Below are 19665 nucleotides of genomic sequence, written 5' to 3' on the forward strand. Positions count from 1 at the left end.
TCATCCAGGCAGATTGGGATTACGTTGCAGCACCTTGTCCAGGATCCGATCGGTCTTCAATGCCTCGATCGCCAGCGACGGGTGCTCGGCTTCGCCGCGAATATGCGCGTTCATGGCAAGTACGTGGTGCCATTGGATATGTGCGTGGCACGGGACTTCCAGCACCTCATGCGTTTCGCCCTCCAGGCGCAGCGGTTGGTCTTCGAACACCGAGAACTGAATACGTCCCCGGCTGCCGATCAACTCCACTCGATCCTCCCGGCGATCAGCGACAAAGTTCCAGCAGCCCATGCCCAGTGCGCCAGAACTGAATGTCCAGCAGGCCGTCACGGCGTCCTCGGCCGCATAGTGCCCGGCCTGTCGCGCAGTAAAGCCCGAGACCTCGACGATGTCCCCGGCCAGGTATTGGAACAGGTCAAAACCGTGGCTGGCCAGGTCGGCAAAGTAGCCGCCACCGGCAATGGCCGGGTCGGTACGCCAGTTGGCGGCGCTGGCATCTTCGGCGGCCGGCGGCTTGCACAGGGTCCAGGTCAGGTGGCGTAACGTGCCGATGCGCCCTTCCTGCAGCCACGCGCGCACTTGCTGGAAGCGCGGCAGCGAGCGCCGGTAGTAGGAAACAAACAGGTGCAGCCCGGCACGTTCGAAGGTGCGCTGCATCAGCGCGCTCTGTTCGGCGTTCAGCGACATCGGCTTCTCGACGCAGCAATGCTTGCCGGCCGCCGCCACCATCAGGCTGTATTCCAGGTGGCTGTCGGGCGGCGTGGCAATGTACACCGCGTCCACTTCGGGGTCGTTGATCAACGCCTGGGCGTTGGTGTAGTAACGGGCAATTCCATGACGTGACGCATAATCGCGCACAGCGTCCTCGCGCCGCCCCATCACGGCCACCAGCGCCGAGCCTGGCGCTTTGTAGAAAGCGGGTCCACTCTTCAACTCAGTGACACTGCCACACCCGATCATGCCCCAACGTACGCTGCTCATCTGTTTTCCTCGTCCGTTTTCATCAATCGAGCAGTATCCACATCCCCATCGCGGCGCGCCATAACCACTTAGCATGACAATTGCATTACACTTTTATGACACTCATCCCGCTGCGGGGCACAGACGATGAAAATACGCGCAACGGTCATTTGCGAACACGAAGGGCATATCCTCTTCGTGCGCAAGGCCAGATCAAAATGGGCCTTGCCGGGTGGCAAGGTCGAACGCGACGAGCGCCCGGTCGGTGCGGCCGAACGGGAGCTGGAAGAGGAAACCGGGTTGAACGTGGACGGGTTGCTGTACTTGCAGGAGCTTAAAGCCCGCGACACCGTGCACCATGTGTTTGAAGCCTCGGTGGTGAATATCGCGGATGCACGGCCTTTGAACGAGATTGTCGATTGCCAGTGGCACCCTTATGGCGCCGTGGACGATATAGACACTACCGACGCCACACGTCATATCGTCAAATCCTTTCTACGCCGCCTGTAAATACGCACTCGACCTGCTGTCGATTAATCCTTGTTTACCAAGCCCACTTTGCAGTCTTTTCAAACCAGGCGCTGGGGGCGCTTCGCACCCCAACGGGAGCAAGCTCCCTCGCCACGGGGACAGTGCTCGTCCTTAACCGAACGACTTCAGGTCTCGCAGCTCACGACCGAGGTTTGTTGCCTGCCGACTTTGCCTGCCCGCGCATGTACAAGGCCTCTACCAGCTTCTGCCGTTCATCCTGGGGTAAGGTATTGGCGAACTGCGCCAGGGTGCTGTCCACCAGCGCCCGAAGGGCCATATCGGCCTCCCGTGCCTTGGCCAGCTCTGCAACCAGTGCTTCACGGTCCAGGCTCGGCGCTTCCAATTGCTTGATCACCCCCAACCGCGCTTCACGCCCGGCCATGATCAGCGGCTGGCTGTCGTCGCGATTGTGACGCAGCAGTTGGCGCAGCTCCCTGCGTCGCTCCGGTGGCAACTTGACCATCGCCTGGCGCAGGCCGTGCGGGTTGACCACCACTTCGGCGGGCGGGGTGTTGGCCATCCAATGGTAGAGACCACCACCGACGCCGCCGATCAAAAACACGTTGAGCAGTACCGAAACGAGCAACCACGGCTTGAGGGATCTGGCGGTCATTGTTCGGTTTCCTCGGCGTTGACGCTGAAGACGACTTCCGCGTCGCCTTGATCGAAGACGCTGGGCAGCACTTCGGAGGACAACATCGGCAGCGGCACGCTCATGGACGCCACCAGCATCCCGGTGACGATGCCGGCAATGCCCACGCCGACAAGGCCAGCGGGCGATAACCAGTTGGCATAGCGTGACCAGAATGAGCGTGGGGCGGATTGGCGTATCTGCCGGACCAGCGCCGGGTCGGGGAATGCAAGTTGATGGCTGTCCAACTGGCTGTCGAGCCAACGTGCCTGCTGCAAGGCTTTACGCGCGTTCACATTGCCACTGCGGAGCAATGCCTGGGCCGTTACCCGTTCAGCCTCGGGCCAGCGACGCAGGTCCGCCCCATAGACGTCGGCCAGATAAACAAAGCGTTCGGGTGTCATGATTTTCCCCTTCCTGGGCGGGCAAGCCCGGGTGTGTCGGCAAGTTGGCTGCGCAACTGGCGTCTGGCCCGCGACAGCAGGCTCTCCAGTGCCTCGACGCTGATATTCATCAGGGCCGCGGCGTCGATGTTCGACAGCTCCTGGTAGTACTGCAACACGATGGCTTCGCGCTGGCGTTCGGGCAAGGCCGCCAATGCGGCGGCCATGCGTGCACTGCGGTCCTGGGTCTCCAGCTGCTCTTCAGGCGATGGCGAGCTGTCTGCCACTTCCAGCGCCTGCGCGTCGCTTAACGGGCGCTCCTTGCGCCGCCGCAAGCGGTCGTGGCACAGGTTCAGCGCGACCCGGTGCAGCCAGGTGTCGAAACGCGCCTCGCCACTGCGCCAGTGGGCGGCCTGGCGCCAGATGCGCAGGAAGCTTTCCTGGGCCACGTCCTTGGCCTCGTCGGCGTCTCCCAGGAGACGACCGGCGAGCGCCAGCAAACGCGGGAGTTTGCGCGTCACCATTTCGTTGACGGCGGCAGGTTCGTTATTGCCGATACGCGCCAGCAGCTCGACGTCCGGATCAGGGTCTTTCAATCGGGCGGTTCTCAGGGCCAAGGGGCAGGGTTCAGCGGATCCAATGCCCTTCGCGCCAGTACCAGTTCGGCCCATGGGCTTCCCAGTGACCCGGCTCCCAGCGCGCGTGACGCATCACGGGCTGCCAGTGGCCCGGCACCCAGCCATAACCGCGCCCTTCCCAACGCCAGTGGCCAGGATCCCAGGCATAACCGGGGCGCTGGGCCGGGATCATTTCCACGCGCTGCGGCGGCGGCGCCTGCTGGATGATGATTTCGGTCTGGGCAAAAGTCGGGGTGCTGACAAACGCGGCGAGGGCCAGCGGAGCAAGCAAGGCAAAACGCAATGTGGCCAGGGGTCTCATGGCAACTCCTTCATGCAACACGCGAAAGTGCAGGTTGCTGATGGGTTGAACGGCGCGTGCGCAAAAATCCGTCGCGGGCTGCGCAGATTTATTTTCGGGCAGTGTTCGAAGGCAGTATTGCCCAGAGGATGACGGGGTTTGATGAAATATCTGAAAGCTTCGCGACGGATTCAGGCAGGCCGCAACGTTGAAGGATTAACCCAGGTCAATCCAAGAGGAAACACCATGTACCGTCGACTTACCCTGCTGGTTGCCGCTTTGCTGATCGTCTGCCTCAGCGGCTGCGTGATCGTGCCGGAGCACCGTCATTGCTGCTGGCGTTACTACGGCGCACTGGATACACCAAGCCATGCTGTCAATAGCTAGCGGGCCGCCACAATGCCCGCCCCTCGACCTCTCGTCTGCTGCCTCGGCAAGCGCTTGACTCCCACCGTCGATCACACGACGCTCTGGGCACTTAGCCATCATTCGAGCCGTCCACCATGAGCATTGCCCCTCCGAGCCAGCCCGACAGCGATGTATACCGGACACTGCTGGAGTCGACCAAGGCCATACCCTGGCGTATCGACTGGCAGAGCATGACCTTCAGCTATATCGGCCCGCAGATCGAAGCGCTGCTGGGCTGGACCCCGCAAAGCTGGGTCAGCGTTGACGACTGGGTCTCGCGCATGCACCCGGACGACCGCGAATACGTGGTGAATTTCTGCGTATCGCAATCCCGTGCCGGGGTGGACCATGAGGCGGATTACCGGGCGCTGACGGTGAACGGCGACTATGTCTGGATTCGCGACGTGGTGCACGTAGTGCGCAAGGACGGCGAAGTCGAGGCGCTGATTGGCTTTATGTTCGACATCAGTGAACGCAAGAAGACCGAAGAACACCTGGTGCGCCTGCAAAAGCAACTCGAGGAATATTCCTATCAGGACGGCCTCACCGGCATCGCCAACCGGCGCATGTTCGACACCATGCTCGAGCGCGAATGGGCCAGCGCCCAGCGCAGCCAGTTGCCGCTGTCGTTGATCATCCTGGATATCGATTTTTTCAAGCAGTACAACGACCACTATGGCCACATCAAGGGCGACGAGTGCCTGCGCCAGGTCGCGCGTACCCTGTCACTGGCCGCCAACCGGCCCCGGGACTTCATCGCACGTATCGGTGGTGAGGAGTTTGTGTGGTTGCTGCCGGAAACCGATGCGGCGTCGGCCAGACAGGTGGCACAGCGCTGCCTGCACCTGATCTGCCAGCAACAGATCGAACATGGCTGTTCAGCGGTATCGAACCTGCTGACTCTGAGCCTGGGCGTGGGTACGCACATCGTCAAACCCGACAGCTCGATGCTGGGTTTTGTCGAAGACGTCGACAAGCTGCTTTACCAGGCCAAACGCAATGGGCGGATGCGTGCGGAGTATGCAGAAGGTGAAGTTTGACGCCGGGGGGTAAATCCCAGGCAAAAAAAATCCCAAGTAGCTGATGGAAACTTGGGATTTAAAAATGCATAAACCGTGGGAGGTGAACGCCCGGCTATAGTAACGAGTGTAAAAAGCTGTAACAAGAAAATTTTATATCCTTTCGTCGGATTAAAAGCGGTGTAAGTCCTTCAATAACCACATGTTTTTTAAGGTAGTGACGTATATGAGTGCCACTTTTTGGTGCAACTACCGTCGATATTTCCACTTATAAAAAATGGTTATTAGTTAAGGCGGCATGACACTCTTCGACCCGTTCGCTCTCAATTGCTTGCAGGTATCGCGAAGTTCGAGGCCACCGGATGTGGCCACACTGGCGACTCGCTCAATCTGCTGGCAAAGTGCCAAACGCTCGGCCGCTTCTTCGCGCTGGCGATCCGCCTTGGCGTTGAGTTGCACGAAATAGCCCCCCAGCACCACCGCAACGAGCAGCACGCCGACCGCGAGGAAGCGCAAGCTGGCGGGCGATGGGTGTTCTGCCGGGCTCATCGGCTTACCCTCCCCTGCTCTTCTGATAGCGAACGTCGTCAGCCTCGACCCGCTCCACCACCGACCAGCCCAAGCGCCGGTAGAACCCGTTGGCGCGGATTTCGTCGCGCCCGTCTGTGATCAGAAACAGCGTGTCGTGGTGTTCAAACAATGCGGCCTCTGCCACCGCCATCAGCTTCCGGCCCAGGCCCAGATTTTCATGAGAGGGCAATACGAACATCGCAAATACCTCGCCCTCGGCCAGATCGACCATGGCAAAGGCTGCACGCACACCGTTCACTTCGGCGACCCACGCGCAGGGTGCTTCACGGATGCTGTCGGCCAGCATCTGGGGCGTAATGCCCAGGTCCGCCATCTGCGCGACACTCAAATGGTTTTGCACCACCGAAGTGCGGATGGCAAACAACGCGTCGATATCGTCCAGCCTCGCAAGGCGAATAACCGTGTGCATACAAGCCTCCTCTATCAGGAGCGCAATTGTATGCAAATGGAAACACGCGTTTGTCGTGGATTTGTAAGCCGGCGCCGGCGAGTAGGGTTTTACTTGCGTGCCACTTTGTAACGCACGCAATCCTGGTAGAAACTCTGGCGAATCGCTTCGGGCTTGAGCCGTGAACGACTGTCATATGTCTGCTCGGTGATGCCCATGGCCATCATGCGCATCCAGGATTTATTGAACTTGATGGTCTGGATCTTCTGACGCGCAGCGTACAGCGACACCCCCGACAGCTTGAGCTCCTGGGCCCTGGCGGCCGTGCCGGCGCCCCAACTGCACATGTACTTGTCACCCTCGCGCAGCTCCCGTGCCTGCACGGCAGCCGCGCCGCCGGCCAGGGAGCAGGCGATCAGCATGATTCCAACAGTGCGCATTTGCTTCCCCACCTAACCACCTGAAAATAAAAGCGATTCTGGCGAGAATTTTGTTACAAAGGGGCCATTAAATTGCCTTATCGGCGTGCCATTACCACTGGTAGGTCGCGCTGAAGCAGTGTGGCGCGGTACCGCGTAGGTGGTGATGCCCTCAGCGTTAATGGCCGGGTCTACGCCGATATCGTTGATGGGCGCATAACGCACGGTGTTATTCGACTTGCTGATGCGGTTATCCAGGTAAGCATAGGCCGCCGTGTTGTCGTTGAGACTGGCCTTGCCTGCCAGCTCAAAACCACGGGATTGCACTTCGCCGTCCTGGCTCTGGCAGCGGCCGGCACCGAACCGTAGAACGCGCCCTTGGGGTCCTTCTGGAAATGCCCGAGCAAGGTCAGCGAGGTGCCTTCGTCGGCCGCCAGGTGAACGCGCTGGACAACGACTGGCGACGGGTTTCGGTGTGTTCGACCTGGCCATCGGCATCGTCGAAAAGCCCCGCCACCCGGTAGGAATACACGCCTTAATGGTCAATTGGTCGAGACGCGAAGCCGTGGCGCCGCGGGTTTCCGGGAGGACTGCGGCACTGTAGCGCAGGTCTGGTTGAGGCTCTCGGCATTCTGCGCACGCATCTGTTCTTTGGTGCCGATGGAGATCATTAATTTTTTATCAGCTACCGCCCTTATTATATTTAAGAAGGCAAAAATCATTATATGCAACTAACATTAGATTTTTCCGACAACTAATATATCGGAAAAGTTGAATCATTCGAACTATTGGCCGAGTGACCGAAAACATAGGGAAGTGTTATGCCTATCTACTTTACTGAGCGTTGCGTGAAGCCAACTTTCTTTTCTTGCATCCCGACTCAATACTATTTGATCAGGACGTAACCCCCTCACCCCCACGCCACCACCAACAGCCCCACCCCCAACACCAAACACAACGGCGAATAAAACCACGTATCCAACCGCGCAAACCGTGACCCGCCGACCTTCTTGAAAAACCCCACCAACTCCGAATCCCCAATCGCCCTGGCAAACATCAGCAGGGCAATCGCGCTGATGCCCCATTGCAACGCCGCATGGGATACCGCCGAAAAGTACAGCCCGGCCCGCAGGCACACCAGCAGCGCAATGCCTACCAAGCCCATCGCCACCAGAAAGGTACCCAGCGCCGAGGGCTTGAACGCAGGGCGAGGCCCGCTGGCGAATTCGCCGGGCAGTTGGGGGATGGCGGCGAGGCTGCCGAGTTTGCCGCCGGCAGCCCAATACAGGTGCACCATGCTGATGCAAGTAAAAACGCCGACGATCCATCGTGCGATGACAAAACTCATGGCGGGTTCTCCCTGAAAGGTGCGAAACAGGATAGTCGCCCTGAGATTTTTTGCAGGTATTTCGTCGGCGGCTGATAGTAAAGTGCCGCCCCATAAAACTCGCCCGTGCCGACCGCTCGCTCATTGCCTGGATGCTCTATTGCTGCGTCCTGTTCAATGTGTTCGCCTGCGGTATCGGCCACGCGCAGAGGGTTCGCTTGAGCTGGCGGTGCAAACCAGATTCGAAAGCGGCAATGCAAACAAAATGTGGAAGAAGCACCGCCCCTCCCACATTTCTGGATCTCCGCTCGGTAAGTAAGCTTCGTGCTTACTTCAAGCTCGCCTCAACCTTCTGCGCCACATCCTCGGTCAACCACGCCTTCCACACCTCTGGATGTTCCTTGAGAAACGCCTGGGCCATCTCCCGAGGCGCGGTGTGGTTCTCGCTCATGGTCGCCAAGGCTTTATTCAGCGGCTCAATCGGCAACTCAACCTTCTCGAAAAACTTGGCAATCTGCGGATGCTCCTTCTGGAACGGCGTGGACACGCCAATACTCAGCTTGGATGCCAACGACCGCGTTGGCTTCGGATCAGGGTTATCCGCATCCGTCAGAGTCTTCCAGGCCTCGGCATCGAACGGTGGTTCTTCCAGCTGGATCAACTTGTAGCGTCCCATCAACGGCGTCGGTGACCAGTAATAGAACAACACCGGTTTGCCGCGACGGATCGACGAGGCGATTTCGGCATCCAGTGCAGCTCCCGAACCGCTGCGGAAGTTCACGTAGCTGTCATCCAGGCCGTAGGCCTTGAGCTTCTGTTTGTTGACCACTTCCGAGGTCCAGCCGATGGGGCTGTTGAGGAAACGCCCCTTGCCTGGGGATTCCGGGTCCTTGAACACGTCCTTGTAACGCGCCAGGTCCTTCACGCTCTTGAGGTCCGGCGCCAGGGGTTTGATGCCTTTGGCCGGGTCGCCCTTGACCACATACTCCGGCACCCACCAACCCTCGGTGGCGCCTTTGACCGTATCGCCCAGGCCCACCACCTTGCCTTCGGCCTCGGCCTTGACCCACACCGGGCTGCGGCCGGCCCACTCTTCACCAATGACCTGGATGTCGTTCTTGGCCAGGGCGGTTTCCAGGGTGATGGTGGTACCGGGCAAGGTGTCGGTGGGCAAGTCGTAGCCCTTCTCGACGATGACCCGCAGTATTTCGGTGATCAGGCTGCCGCTTTCCCAGTTCAGATCGGCAAAGTGCACCGGCGCCTGCGCGGCCGAAGCTGGCAGCGAAGTCACGGATAAACTCAGGGTCGTCAGCGATGCAGCCAACAGCGTTCTCAATCCTTTCATGCCCTTGCACCTCGCGATGTCGCAGCAAACAACGAACGGCTTTGCTGTCTATGCGCGAAGCCTCTGAATAGTTAAGTCAACTCAACTGTAGTAGAGGTTCCGGGAGATAGGAGATGTTCGCAGTATTTACCGATTATTCACTGGCCTTGAACGTCACCAGCTCACCCTTGCGCCATTTGGCGGCCTTGCCGGTCACGGCCTTGAGGGTTTTGGTCAAGCCTTCCTGCAGTTGTTCATTGGCGGCAAACACCAGCATCACACTGTGGCCTTCCTTGAAGACGATGCCCTGACCCTCGGTAGAAGACACAAAGGCGTAGTCGCCCAAGCCATACACCGTCAACTTGATATCGCGGAACTTGAGTTCGAACTTGCCACCTTCGCGACTGGGCAATACCGCAGCACGGAAATGGTCACCCACTTTGAGCTCCAGACGGGGCTTGTCATCCACCACCATGGCCGCTTCGGTATCGATTTCGGCGATGTAGATGCCTTCCGGCGTCTGCTCAGTGATGTAAACAAAACGGGATTGAAACTGCTTGACCAACTTTGCGCGCAAATCACCCAGCACGAACAACGCGTGCATATCCAGATTACTGACTGCCAAGGAAACGCCCCCATATAGAAAAAAGCACTGTCCGCCAGAGCGGGCAGCACAAAGAAACGGCCATCTCGGCACGATCACACAACACATTCATTGAAAAACTGAAGAAGACCCCGTTGCTGCGCCCAAAGCCCCGGACGGGCATGCACGATGGGCCTAGCGCAGGGACATCAGGCATCGCAGGAGATCACAGGTTCAATAACCAGAGAATACCGGTCGACCCGCTTCAGAGAATAACACTATTAAAAACGCAGTTTCCGACAGCTCATACAAACAAAAACATCTCGGCGCGGAACCAGGTGCGGGCTGCCGACGACAATACTAAAACAGCAACACGGGTCAACACCACCTGTAACGCTGCTGGTAGGTCAACAAGATCGACAGGAGCTGACAATGCAACGACGCCCATACGACGCTACGTCTTCCCGCACTCGCTCATCATGTCAGGACGAACGACAATACTACTGCTTGCGCACTCCCAACGGGTACCCCAATTCCGTTCTTTACCAAGTTGTACCCGCCGGAAGAAACTTCTTCCATATCCGCGAAGTTACCAGTGGCAGAATCAAAGGCTTTCGCAGCGACCACATCGAGGCCTGTGAACTGGCCAAGCGGCTGGAAGCCTCACTGCACGACGGGATCGTTTCGTCACCCGGATGACTTTACTGCGCCGCAGCCCTTCAACAACTGCCATACTGGCCTGTCCATTGGAATTTGCCCCCGCACGGGCCAGGTTTCATCAGTGCAGTTGGTTACCTCGAAGGGAAGGCTTACGTGACGGAATTTGATATTGGCGAATTTTTCATCCATGGCGACGCAAGGGAAGTAGACGGTGAGTTTCAAGCAGTGATCGTGATGCGCGCCAAGCCACCGTTGACTACCGTCACGACGCACCAGGTCGAAAAAGACCGTTGGTTCAAGACCCTCGATACCGCCGCCAGCGCCGGAAAAGAATCCGCGCAGGCACTCAAGGCTGCAGTGGATTCAGGGGCACTGACCTCCTGACAATCCGATCGAACTCTACCGCGCCACAAGCCTCCCATGCATAACGATCCTGAAACCCGCACGGAGACTGACATGGATGCGCCAATACCTACACTCGAAACGTTATTTGAACAACTGGGCCTGGACTCAACACCCGAAGCGATCGATGCCTTCATCGTCGCGCACCCGCTGAGTGACGACGTGAAGTTGATCGACGCGCCCTTCTGGACGCCGCAACAGGCTCAGTTCCTCAAGGAAGAACTGCGTGAAGACGCCGATTGGGCCATGGCGGTGGATGAGCTGAACCAGCGCCTGCATCAACCGCAGTAATCCACCCAATGCCGGCTGCCTGACCGCAACGGGCGCAATAGCGCTTGCCAGGCAGCCTGTATTTCCCCGCTGCTTCCCGACTGGCGAAGCACAGACAGCAACAATCCCTAGCGCACAGCCTTCGCCCCCTCCGGCTTATACCCCAGGCGCAAGCCACCCCAATGCCGCCCCCGGACCATGATCGGCACCGACAAGTCGTGCATCAACTCGCCGGTATCGCGGGTGTAGGTCTGCAATAACACCGCTTGCTGGTGGCTGCCGCAGCGGATCCCGGTGCGGTCATCGAACTTGCGCTTGGTGCGGTTCTGCACCGCGTCGACCTGGGCATCACCGATCAGCGCCTGGGAAAACGCCTTGTTGTGCGTCGGCACATACCCCTGGGGCGTGCAGGCAATGGCAAACACCAAGCCTTCATGGCGTGGCAACAGCGCTTCCTGGATGGCCGGCAGCACCTGATCGGTGTAGCCATCGAACCGGCTGTGGTACTTGCTCGGGCTGGTGCTGGGGATCAAGGTGTAGCTGCGGTCGAACAAATCATCCAGGCTGATGCGATTCTGCTGTACATCGGCTTCGAATTGCGCGGCAATCCGGCTCGCGCCTTCGCACGCCAGGTCGTAGATGCGCTGGTGATAGTCGTCCAGCCCGACTTCCGCCAGGCGCTCACTGATCGTTTCGGCCTGCCCTTCCATCTGCACAGCGGCCTCGGCCAACTGGCGGGTTTGCTGGTCGCTGACGATAAGGTCGCTGCGCATTTGCTCCACGGCGTGGAAGAGGCTGTCGAGTTGAACGCGGTTGTCGTCGGTGCCCTGGGCGATTTCATTGACCTGGCCTTCCACACCCGCCGCCAGGCCGGCAATGTTCTCCAGGTGCTCGCCGGCGTGCTCCACCTGCTCTACACCGGTGTGCAAGTCTGCCGAGAGCTGGCGAATCTGCTCAACCACCTGGGCAGTGCGTTGCTGGATATCCGCCACCATCACCCCGACTTCATCGGTGGCCGTGGCAGTGCGGCCAGCCAGCCCACGCACTTCATCCGCCACCACGGCGAACCCGCGACCGTGTTCACCGGCCCGCGCCGCTTCAATCGCGGCGTTGAGCGCCAGCAGGTTGGTCTGGCTGGCGATGGACTGAATCACCAAGGTCACCCGCTGGATTTCTTCACTGCGTTGGCTCAGGGCTTCAATCAACTCTCGACTGGCATTGGCGCGCTGGCTGAGTTGATGCATACGAATGATCGACTGGGCCAGCACTTCACGGCCTTCAGTGCTGCGTTGATGGGCCTGGCTGGCCGCCTGCAGGGCCTCGCGACTGAGTTGAGAGGTGACCTTTTCGGTACTGATCATCACCTCGGCACTGCTGACGATCTGCTTGGCCGCGCCCAATTGCGATTGCACACGAGCCGCCAGTTGCTTGACCGAGTAGGCTACGCCGGCAGCGGAAAGTGCGTTATGGCTGGTGGTATAGGACAGATCACGGGTCAGCTCGCCAATAGCATCGGTAGTGTCGGGCGGTGCCGTGCGGGATGTGCGGTTCATAAGGCTTGGCAGCCAGATCACCAGCAAGGCAATGGGCAGGCAGAGATATATCGGCAGGCTGGCAAACCCCAGGCCCAGCAGTACCAGCACCATTGCGGCGCTCTGCAAGAGCGGCATCAACCAGCCGGGCAACCCACGCACCACCGGTTGCGGTAGCACTGCTGCGCCCATCAGAGATCCGTCTCCAGCCATCTTCGTCACCCCACCGCTTGTCATTATTGTCCCTGCATTAAACGCCACTATCGAGCCATTATCCATGGGCCTTTAGTGGGGTAGCTTGCAGCAGATCAATAGACGAGGGCGTAACGGGTCTTTCTCCGGGGGACCGCGCAGGCGATCCCCCAGCTTCAGCGCATCAGGCTTGGCGCTGGTGCTTGTCGATCTGCTCGTGACGCTCTTGCGCTTCGATGCAGTATTTGGTGGTAGGACTGATCAGCAGGCGCTTGAGGCCAATAGGTTCACCGCTGTCATCGCACCAGCCGAAGGAGTCTTCCTTGATGCGTTCCAGTGCACGCTCAAGCTGCGGCAGCATGCGCTGATCGCGGTCGATGGCGTTGACCAGCCAGGTGCGCTCTTCTTCAACGGAAGCGGCGTCGGCCGGGTCGGCCGGGGTGTCCAGGCTTTCAATGGCGATGCGGTTCTGCTCAATGCGCTCGTGGTGCTCCACCTTCATGTCTTGCAGCAACTTCTCGAAAAAAGCGTGCTGTTCGGCATTCATGTAGTCATCCGCCGGCATGGCCAGCAACTTTTCCTTTGTCATTGATTTCTCTATAAAAAATACGTGCATTAAGGCGAATAAGGGAGCGTTCCGGTCGACCTCTGCAGGTCTCGGAAAGGCGCCATCCATTCCAAGCGCCACCCGGCACTCAATTTACGAGGGGCGGCAGTCTAAGGCCGACTTGAGGGCACAGCAACTGAAATGACAGGCATTTTTACCGATATAACCCCCAAAGGCACCAGGACGGGCTTGGCGAATGGTCATCGGAGTGCGTTTATAGCAAGAAATTCAGTGTTGTGGAGCTATATAGAAGACAAACGGTTGAAACAGACTGTTGATGATTAAATGTGGGAGGGGCGGTGCGACGATTCGACTTCCCCCCTCCCACATTTTGTACTGCGTCAGCGTTTAAGCTTGCGCTTGTTGCGATATTGGTCGATCACCACCGCCACCACGATGATCAGGCCCTTGATGATGTCCTGGATATACGCATCCACGCCGACAAAGGTGAACCCGCTGGCCATCACCCCGAGGATCAGCGCGCCGATCACAGTGCCGGTGATACGCCCTACCCCGCCCGCCAGGCTGGTGCCACCGATCACCGCGGCGGCAATCGCATCCAGCTCATACGACATGCCCATGCCCGCCTGGCCGGTGGCAGCGCGTGCCGAGGCCACCACACCCGCCAGACCTGCCAGGAGGCCGGCAATGCTGTAGACGATGATCAGGTGCCGCTTGACGTTGATCCCCGACGTCCGCGCCGCCTGCATATTGCCGCCGATGGCGTAAGTGTACTTGCCGTACTTGGTGTAGCGCAGAGCGATATGGAAAATCACCGCCACCACCAGGAAGATGATCACCGGCATCGCGCCATGGCCGATAGCCGTGTACGAATCCGAGAGCATGCTCACCGGCTGGCCTTCGGTGTAGTAGCGCGCCAGGCCACGGGCCGAGACCATCATGCCCAGGGTGGCGATAAACGGCGGAATACCCGTGACGGCGATAATGCTGCCGTTGATCGCCCCCGCCAGCAGCCCCACACCCAACCCCATCGCCACCGGAATCCACACCGGCAAGTCCGTCAGCGAAGGAAACACCGCCCGGGAAAAGTCGGAGGTTTGCGCCAAACTGGCGGCGATCATCGCCGACAGCGCCAACACCGAACCCGACGACAGGTCAATCCCCGTGGTGATGATCACCTGGGTCACCCCGATCGCCAGCAGGCCGATGATCGACACTTGCAGGATCATCAGCACCAGGCGCTGGGAGTTCATCAGGAAGCTCTGGTCCCGCACGATCCAGCCAAACAGCTCAAACACCAGGCCGATGCCGATCAGCACCAGGAAGATGCTCAGCTCGGTGGGCAAGCGCCGACGATGCTTGACCGGTGCCGTGGCAGGCTTGTTGTCTGTTATTGCGTTCATAGCCAATCACCTTCTTATTCTATGGCACGGACCAACCGCAGGCCCGCGCGGCTGTTCGTCAGTGGACCGCGGTCATACCGGAGGCCAGCTGCATGACTTTTTCCTGGGTCGCATCCGCACGGTCCAAGGTGCCCATCAGTTCGCCTTCGTGCATCACCATCACCCGGTCGCTCATGCCCAGCACTTCAGGCAGCTCGGAGGAAATCATGATCACCGCCATGCCTTCGCCGGCGAGGAAGGAGATCAAGCGATAGATCTCGGCCTTGGCCCCCACGTCGATACCCCGGGTCGGCTCATCGAGGATCAGCAAGCGTGGGTTGGTCATCAGCCAGCGCGCCAGCAAGGCTTTCTGCTGGTTGCCGCCGGACAAGGTGTCGATGCACTGCTCCAGGGACGGCGTCTTCACCCGCAGTTTCTTGCACATGTCCTCGCACAGGGCGCGCAGGGCTTTCTGCTGGATAAAACCGTTGCCCGAATAGTGCGGCAGCACGGCCATTTCCATGTTTTCCAGCACCGACAGGCAGGGGAACAGGCCACTGAGCTTGCGGTCCTCGGTCAACAGCGCAAAGCCTTTTTCGATGGCCATGTGCGGGTCGCTGATGCGCACCGCCTCGCCATCCAGGGTGATCTGCCCACCGCTGCTGGGGGTGATGCCGAAAATGGTTTCCGCCACATTGGTGCGCCCCGAGCCCATCAAGCCGGCGATGCCGAGGATCTCACCGGCATGCAGGTCGAACGACACGCCCTGGAACACCCCGTCCAGGCGCAGGTCGCGCACCGACAGCAGCAGTTCGCCGATGGGCGTCTCGCGCACCGGGAACAACTGGCTCAGCTCACGCCCCACCATCATCGAGATCAGGCTGTCGCTGTTCATGCTGTCGGCGCGTTGCAGGCCGATGTACTGGCCGTCGCGGAACACCGCCACTTCATCGGCAATGGCGAACACTTCGTTCATTTTGTGCGTGATGTAGACGATGCCTTTGCCCTGGGCCTTGAGGTCGGCAATGATCGAAAACAGGTGGGCCACTTCCTTGTCGGTAATGGCCGAAGTCGGTTCATCCATGATCAGGATGTCGGAGTCGTAGGACACGGCCTTGGCAATCTCGACCATCTGCCGTTCGGCGATGCTCAGGTTGCCCACGTGTTCCTCGGGGTCCAGGTTGATGCGCAGGCGCGCCAGCAACTCGGCGGTGCAGCGGTGCATTTCGCGGTGGTTGACCATGTGCAGGCTGTTGAGCTGCTCGCGGCCGATCCAGATATTCTCGGCGATGCTCATGTGCGGCATCAGGTTGAGTTCCTGGTGGATCATCGCGATCCCGGCCTTCTGCGCCGCGAGCGGCGTGTCAAACACGATGGGCTTGCCGCGCAGGCGGATTTCACCGGCGTCGGGCTGGTAGATGCCGGCGATGATTTTCATCAAGGTCGACTTGCCCGCACCGTTCTCGCCCATCAGTGCCAGCACCGTGCCGGGGCGCACACGCAGTTGTACATCGGCCAGGGCCACGACGCCGGGAAAGCCTTTGCTGATGTTGACGATTTCCAACAGGTAAGGTTCGTCCAGCGGCAACGGCTGGATACCGGGAGTCTGCGAGACAGCGGCTTGAGCGAGCATAAGACGGTACTCCATCAGCAGGGCGTGCACGACCGCCCTGCCGGTTCATTGTTGTTATGTCAGGGCTACTTGAACTTGGCGACGTTTTCCGGGGTGATCAGCTGGAACGGGATGATCACGTTCTGCTCGACCGGCTCGTTCCTGGCCATCTTGCGCGCCGCTTCCACCGAGCCCACTGCCTGGCCCTTGGCATCCTGGAACGCGGAGGCGGCCATGTCACCCTTGGTGATCGCATTCAAGCCATCCGGCGTACCGTCGACCCCCGCGATCAGCACACTACCCTTTTCCTTGCCGGCCGATTTCAGTGCCATGGACGCGCCGATCGCCATCTCATCGTTGTTGGCCAACACCGCATTGAACTCGCGGCCTTGGGTCAGCCAATCGTTGACCAGGGTCATGCCCTTGTCCCGCAGCCAGATACCGGTCTGTTCCTGTTCGATCTTGATGTCCGGGTACTTGGCCAACACTTCCTTCACGCCCTTGGTGCGGTTAGTGGTGGAGTTGTTCGCCAGGTCGCCCAGCAGGATCACGATCTTGCCCTTGCCGCCGAGTTTCTCAGCGATGTACTGCATTTGCAGTTTGCCGGCCTCGACGTCATCGGAGGTCACGGCCACGACGTCCTTGGGCAAGTCCTTCTGGTCGGGACGGCGGTTGACGAACACCAGCGGGATGCCCGCCTTGGTCGCGGCATTGATGATGTTCTTGGTGGAAGCAGTGTCGACCGGGTTGACGATGATGGCGTCGACGTTCTGGCTGATAAAGTTCTCGACCTGGCTCAGTTGCTTGACCACATCGGCGCGGGCGTCTTCGAACTGCAGCTGCACGCCGTCGCCCTTGGGATAGGACTTGGCCTGCTTGTCCATGTCTTCGCGCAGGTAAGTGAGGAAGGTGTCATCGAACGCGGACATGCTCACGCCGACCTTGATGTCGGCAGCGCTGGCAAAACCGCTGGCCAGCATCATGGATAAAGCCAGCGCGGTAAAACGGATCGGGGTCTTCATGAACGGTCTGTCTCCACTTTCTTGTTGGTTTTTTGGACGTTGCGTTTATCAGAGCTCGGCGGGCAGTCGTACGACCGGTGCGCCTGGAATGCAGCAGACCAGCGCGCCTTGGTTTTCGACGCACAGCATATTAAGGAAGGAGAAGTAGAACGGCCGGGCGCGCGGCAGGCCGCGGGGCGTGTGGGCAGGGCGTAAAACTCGCAGTACAGCGTTGAAGATTTTCATCTGACGGTACCTGGTTGTTTTTGATCTTGTTTTTGTTGAGTCGCCCGAATCGAGTCCGAACGTACTTTATGCAACCTGGAAAAGACTTTATTGGAAAATAATTTCCATATCAACCTGTTTTAGAATTTTATTCTATTTTTGTTGAAACCACCTGCTGGCGCTCGGCGCTGAGGCGTGCAGCGTCCAATATACGGGTGGTTTCCAGCGCGTCATACGCATCCACGGGCAACGGGCCCTGCCCTTGCACCGCCGCTTGCAACTGGCGATAGAACTGGGTCCAGCAGCCCTTCTCCGACGGCACTCGCTCACGCTCCGGCCCCTGTTCGAACCAGCCCCAGCGGCGATGTTCTTCTGCACCCCAGTGTTCACCTTCGGTTTTCGGCGACTTGCCGGCCATCAGCGCTTCTTCCTGGCCATCCAGCCCGTCCACGGTGTAGCAACCCAAGGTGCCACTGACGCGAAAACGCGGAGCCTGGCTGTTCTGCAGGGCGTTGCCCCACAAATGGGAAACCACCCCGTTGGCATGGGTCAGGGAGACGAAGAAACCATGGTCGAGGTTCGGGTATTCAGGGGTGAACTGTAACTGCGCAAAGACCCGGTCCACCGGGCCGAACAGCTGCAGCGCCTGGTCCACCAGGTGGCTGCCCAGGTCCCGCAACCAGCCGCCGCCGCTGGCATTGCCCACGGCTTGCGGGCTGTAGCGCTCGACGCGGGATTCAAAGCGGGTGATCTCACCCAAGGCACCAGCGTCGATCAATTTGCGCAGGGTCAGGTAGTCCGAGTCCCAGCGCCGGTTCTGGTAGACGCTGAGTAACACCTCATGACGCTCGGCGGCAGTGATCAGCGCCTGGGCCTGTTCGGCGTTGGCGGCAAAGGGTTTGTCGCTCACCACCGCCACACCGTGTTCGATGGCTTCCAGCACCAGCGCCGGGCGGCCCTTGAGGGTGGTGGAAATGACCAGGGCATCGACACCGGCTTCGACGATCTGGCCGATGCTGTCAAAGGCCTGGACGCCGGGGTGGTCGGTTGCCAGTTGCTGGCGACGTTCGGGTGATCGGGTGACGACACCGACAAATGTTGCGCCGGGCAGGGTTGCAATCAGCGGCGCATGAAAGAAGCGCCCTCCGTGGCCATAGCCGACAAGTCCGATTCGCATGATCAACTCCTGAATTGAATTGGAAACCAATCAACTGTGGGAGGGGGCTTGCCCCCGATAGCGGTGGGTCAGATAACAACTGGTTGACTGACACACTGCCATCGGGGGCAAGCCCCCTCCCACATTTTTAACAGAGTTCCTTCAGTGATTTAGCCGTAGAAGTGCGGACGATCCGGCAAGCCCACCTTCACAATCTGCTCACTGCCCTGCGCTTCAATACACGCATCCGCCGCCACCGCCGCCGCAAACCCATCCCACGCCGACGGCCCACCGACCTGCCCGGCGCGCACGCTATCAATGAAAGCCTGCAACTCCACGTCATAGGCGCCGATAAACCGATCCTTCCAATCCATCAGGATCGCATTCGACAGCTTGGCCCCACTGCGCAACTGCACCTGGGACGGTTCCGGCAATTTGGCGATGCCGGTCTCCCCCACCACTTCGCACTGGATGTCGTAGCCGTACTGGCAGTTCACAAACACTTCCACATCGATACGGGTGCCCTTGGCGGTTTCCAGCAGCACGATCTGCGGGTCACGCAGATGGGCCAGGGCCTTGCTGGTCTTGCGCGGGAACACCACCTGCACCGACACGTAGTCGTCGTTGAGCAGCCAGCGCAGGACATCCAGCTCGTGGATCAGGGTGTCGGTGATCGCCATGTCGGTCTTGTAGTTCTCGCCCACCGTCGGGTTGCGGTGCGCGCAGTGCAGCATCAACGGCTCACCGATCTGGCCGCTGTCGATCACCGCCTTGAGGGCGCGATATCCTTCGTCATACGGGCGCATAAAGCCGACTTGCACCAGGCGCTTGCCGTAGGCCACTTCGGCGTCGACGATCTTGCGGCAGCCTTCGGCCGTCACCGCCAGAGGCTTCTCACAGAACACCGGTTTGCCGGCGGCGATGGCGGCGAGCACGAATTCCTCGTGGCTCGGGCCCCAGGACGTGACCAGAATCGCCTCGACCTGCGGCGAATTGATCAGCGCACGGCCGTCCGGGTACACCTCGGCGTCCAGCTTCAACTCCGCGACCACCTTGGCGGCCTGCTCAAGGTTGATGTCGGTTACGGCCACCACCTGGCTGTTGAGCAGGGTCTGGCTGCAACGACGAATATGATCGCGGCCGATGGCGCCGGTACCGATTACACCAAGCTTCAAAGACATAC

At 59.6% G+C, this 19665-nt stretch carries 25 protein-coding genes and 2 pseudogenes; 6 read left to right on the forward strand and 21 right to left on the reverse strand.

The window, feature by feature from the left end:
• The gene (locus FBY10_RS18590) at positions 1-981 is read right to left on the reverse strand and encodes a Gfo/Idh/MocA family protein (protein WP_131700637.1); all 981 of its coding nucleotides are present in this window, start codon (positions 979-981) and stop codon (positions 1-3) included.
• Between the two features lie 126 nt (positions 982-1107).
• Between FBY10_RS18590 and FBY10_RS18595 the strand changes: the two genes are divergently transcribed.
• On the forward strand, positions 1108-1470 hold the full coding sequence (locus FBY10_RS18595; RefSeq protein ID WP_131700636.1) for an NUDIX hydrolase: 363 nt from the start codon (positions 1108-1110) through the stop codon (positions 1468-1470).
• 160 nt (positions 1471-1630) lie between these two features.
• Here FBY10_RS18595 and FBY10_RS18600 read toward each other — a convergent pair whose 3' ends face one another.
• The 4 genes from FBY10_RS18600 to FBY10_RS18615 are packed head-to-tail and all read right to left on the reverse strand — an operon-like array spanning position 1631 to position 3444.
• Positions 1631-2104, reverse strand: coding sequence for a periplasmic heavy metal sensor (locus tag FBY10_RS18600; RefSeq protein ID WP_145337265.1), 474 nt, complete (start codon positions 2102-2104; stop codon positions 1631-1633).
• Positions 2101-2526, reverse strand: coding sequence for a hypothetical protein (locus FBY10_RS18605; RefSeq protein WP_131700634.1), 426 nt, complete (start codon positions 2524-2526; stop codon positions 2101-2103). Before FBY10_RS18605 ends, FBY10_RS18600 begins: the two co-directional genes overlap by 4 nt.
• A complete protein-coding gene (locus tag FBY10_RS18610; protein ID WP_145337264.1) occupies positions 2523-3101 on the reverse strand; it encodes an RNA polymerase sigma factor in 579 nt (192 codons plus the stop codon). Before FBY10_RS18610 ends, FBY10_RS18605 begins: the two co-directional genes overlap by 4 nt.
• A gap of 31 nt (positions 3102-3132) precedes the next feature.
• Positions 3133-3444 carry a YXWGXW repeat-containing protein gene (locus FBY10_RS18615; protein WP_131700632.1) on the reverse strand — a complete coding sequence of 104 codons (312 nt, stop codon included), beginning with the start codon at positions 3442-3444 and terminating at the stop codon, positions 3133-3135.
• 225 nt (positions 3445-3669) lie between these two features.
• On the opposite strand from FBY10_RS18615, the gene FBY10_RS31525 reads away from it, so the two are divergent.
• Together FBY10_RS31525 and FBY10_RS18620 are read left to right on the forward strand one after the other, a co-directional pair.
• A complete protein-coding gene (locus FBY10_RS31525; RefSeq protein ID WP_167655452.1) occupies positions 3670-3810 on the forward strand; it encodes a hypothetical protein in 141 nt (46 codons plus the stop codon).
• Between the two features lie 116 nt (positions 3811-3926).
• Positions 3927-4871, forward strand: coding sequence for a sensor domain-containing diguanylate cyclase (locus FBY10_RS18620; RefSeq protein ID WP_131700631.1), 945 nt, complete (start codon positions 3927-3929; stop codon positions 4869-4871).
• A gap of 267 nt (positions 4872-5138) precedes the next feature.
• Here FBY10_RS18620 and FBY10_RS18625 read toward each other — a convergent pair whose 3' ends face one another.
• From FBY10_RS18625 to FBY10_RS18650, 6 genes and pseudogenes are all read right to left on the reverse strand, one after another.
• Positions 5139-5399: a hypothetical protein gene (locus FBY10_RS18625; protein ID WP_131700630.1), complete on the reverse strand. Its 261-nt coding sequence runs from the start codon at positions 5397-5399 to the stop codon at positions 5139-5141.
• A gap of 4 nt (positions 5400-5403) precedes the next feature.
• Complete coding sequence (locus FBY10_RS18630; RefSeq protein WP_145337263.1) at positions 5404-5850, reverse strand: GNAT family N-acetyltransferase; 447 nt, start codon at positions 5848-5850, stop codon at positions 5404-5406.
• Between the two features lie 89 nt (positions 5851-5939).
• Positions 5940-6269 carry a hypothetical protein gene (locus FBY10_RS18635; protein WP_026136677.1) on the reverse strand — a complete coding sequence of 110 codons (330 nt, stop codon included), beginning with the start codon at positions 6267-6269 and terminating at the stop codon, positions 5940-5942.
• A gap of 12 nt (positions 6270-6281) precedes the next feature.
• Positions 6282-6575, reverse strand: coding sequence for a hypothetical protein (locus tag FBY10_RS18640; RefSeq protein WP_256663520.1), 294 nt, complete (start codon positions 6573-6575; stop codon positions 6282-6284).
• A gap of 23 nt (positions 6576-6598) precedes the next feature.
• Positions 6599-6940: pseudogene (locus FBY10_RS18645) on the reverse strand (TonB-dependent siderophore receptor); the annotation flags it as partial.
• Between the two features lie 218 nt (positions 6941-7158).
• Positions 7159-7596 carry a DUF3995 domain-containing protein gene (locus FBY10_RS18650; RefSeq protein WP_131700628.1) on the reverse strand — a complete coding sequence of 146 codons (438 nt, stop codon included), beginning with the start codon at positions 7594-7596 and terminating at the stop codon, positions 7159-7161.
• Between the two features lie 92 nt (positions 7597-7688).
• On the opposite strand from FBY10_RS18650, the pseudogene FBY10_RS31805 reads away from it, so the two are divergent.
• Positions 7689-7790 (forward strand): annotated as a pseudogene (locus FBY10_RS31805) (DUF2946 domain-containing protein); the annotation flags it as partial.
• 113 nt (positions 7791-7903) lie between these two features.
• Here FBY10_RS31805 and FBY10_RS18660 read toward each other — a convergent pair.
• Together FBY10_RS18660 and FBY10_RS18665 are read right to left on the reverse strand one after the other, a co-directional pair.
• On the reverse strand, positions 7904-8920 hold the full coding sequence (locus FBY10_RS18660; protein ID WP_131700627.1) for an ABC transporter substrate-binding protein: 1017 nt from the start codon (positions 8918-8920) through the stop codon (positions 7904-7906).
• A 133-nt stretch (positions 8921-9053) separates the two neighbouring features.
• Positions 9054-9503 (reverse strand): hypothetical protein, encoded by a 450-nt coding sequence (locus tag FBY10_RS18665; protein WP_177409513.1) that lies wholly within the window; start codon positions 9501-9503, stop codon positions 9054-9056.
• A 792-nt stretch (positions 9504-10295) separates the two neighbouring features.
• On the opposite strand from FBY10_RS18665, the gene FBY10_RS18675 reads away from it, so the two are divergent.
• Entirely contained in the window at positions 10296-10526 is a 231-nt protein-coding gene (locus tag FBY10_RS18675; protein WP_065927941.1) for a hypothetical protein, read from the forward strand.
• A gap of 72 nt (positions 10527-10598) precedes the next feature.
• On the forward strand, positions 10599-10835 hold the full coding sequence (locus FBY10_RS18680) for a DUF2789 domain-containing protein (RefSeq protein WP_027606523.1): 237 nt from the start codon (positions 10599-10601) through the stop codon (positions 10833-10835).
• Between the two features lie 107 nt (positions 10836-10942).
• Here the strand turns inward: FBY10_RS18680 and FBY10_RS18685 are convergent, their stop codons facing one another.
• The 8 genes from FBY10_RS18685 to FBY10_RS18715 all read right to left on the reverse strand — a co-directional run bounded on the left by FBY10_RS18685 (position 10943) and on the right by FBY10_RS18715 (position 19663).
• A complete protein-coding gene (locus FBY10_RS18685) occupies positions 10943-12625 on the reverse strand; it encodes a methyl-accepting chemotaxis protein (protein ID WP_371920982.1) in 1683 nt (560 codons plus the stop codon).
• A gap of 97 nt (positions 12626-12722) precedes the next feature.
• A complete protein-coding gene (locus FBY10_RS18690; RefSeq protein WP_003191666.1) occupies positions 12723-13127 on the reverse strand; it encodes a TraR/DksA C4-type zinc finger protein in 405 nt (134 codons plus the stop codon).
• Positions 13128-13486: 359 nt separating this feature from the next.
• Positions 13487-14509 carry an ABC transporter permease gene (locus FBY10_RS18695; protein ID WP_024076018.1) on the reverse strand — a complete coding sequence of 341 codons (1023 nt, stop codon included), beginning with the start codon at positions 14507-14509 and terminating at the stop codon, positions 13487-13489.
• A 58-nt stretch (positions 14510-14567) separates the two neighbouring features.
• Positions 14568-16121, reverse strand: a complete 1554-nt coding sequence (locus tag FBY10_RS18700) for a sugar ABC transporter ATP-binding protein (RefSeq protein WP_131700624.1) — start codon at positions 16119-16121, stop codon at positions 14568-14570.
• 65 nt (positions 16122-16186) lie between these two features.
• A complete protein-coding gene (locus FBY10_RS18705; RefSeq protein ID WP_131700623.1) occupies positions 16187-17122 on the reverse strand; it encodes a sugar ABC transporter substrate-binding protein in 936 nt (311 codons plus the stop codon).
• Positions 17123-17170: 48 nt separating this feature from the next.
• A complete protein-coding gene (locus tag FBY10_RS31530; RefSeq protein WP_167655448.1) occupies positions 17171-17347 on the reverse strand; it encodes a hypothetical protein in 177 nt (58 codons plus the stop codon).
• Positions 17348-17474: 127 nt separating this feature from the next.
• A complete protein-coding gene (locus FBY10_RS18710; RefSeq protein ID WP_145337261.1) occupies positions 17475-18503 on the reverse strand; it encodes a Gfo/Idh/MocA family oxidoreductase in 1029 nt (342 codons plus the stop codon).
• 149 nt (positions 18504-18652) lie between these two features.
• Entirely contained in the window at positions 18653-19663 is a 1011-nt protein-coding gene (locus tag FBY10_RS18715; protein ID WP_145337260.1) for a Gfo/Idh/MocA family protein, read from the reverse strand.
• Positions 19664-19665: the final 2 nt, after the last annotated feature.

Source organism: Pseudomonas sp. SJZ103 (assembly GCF_007828335.1).
Lineage (GTDB): Bacteria > Pseudomonadota > Gammaproteobacteria > Pseudomonadales > Pseudomonadaceae > Aquipseudomonas.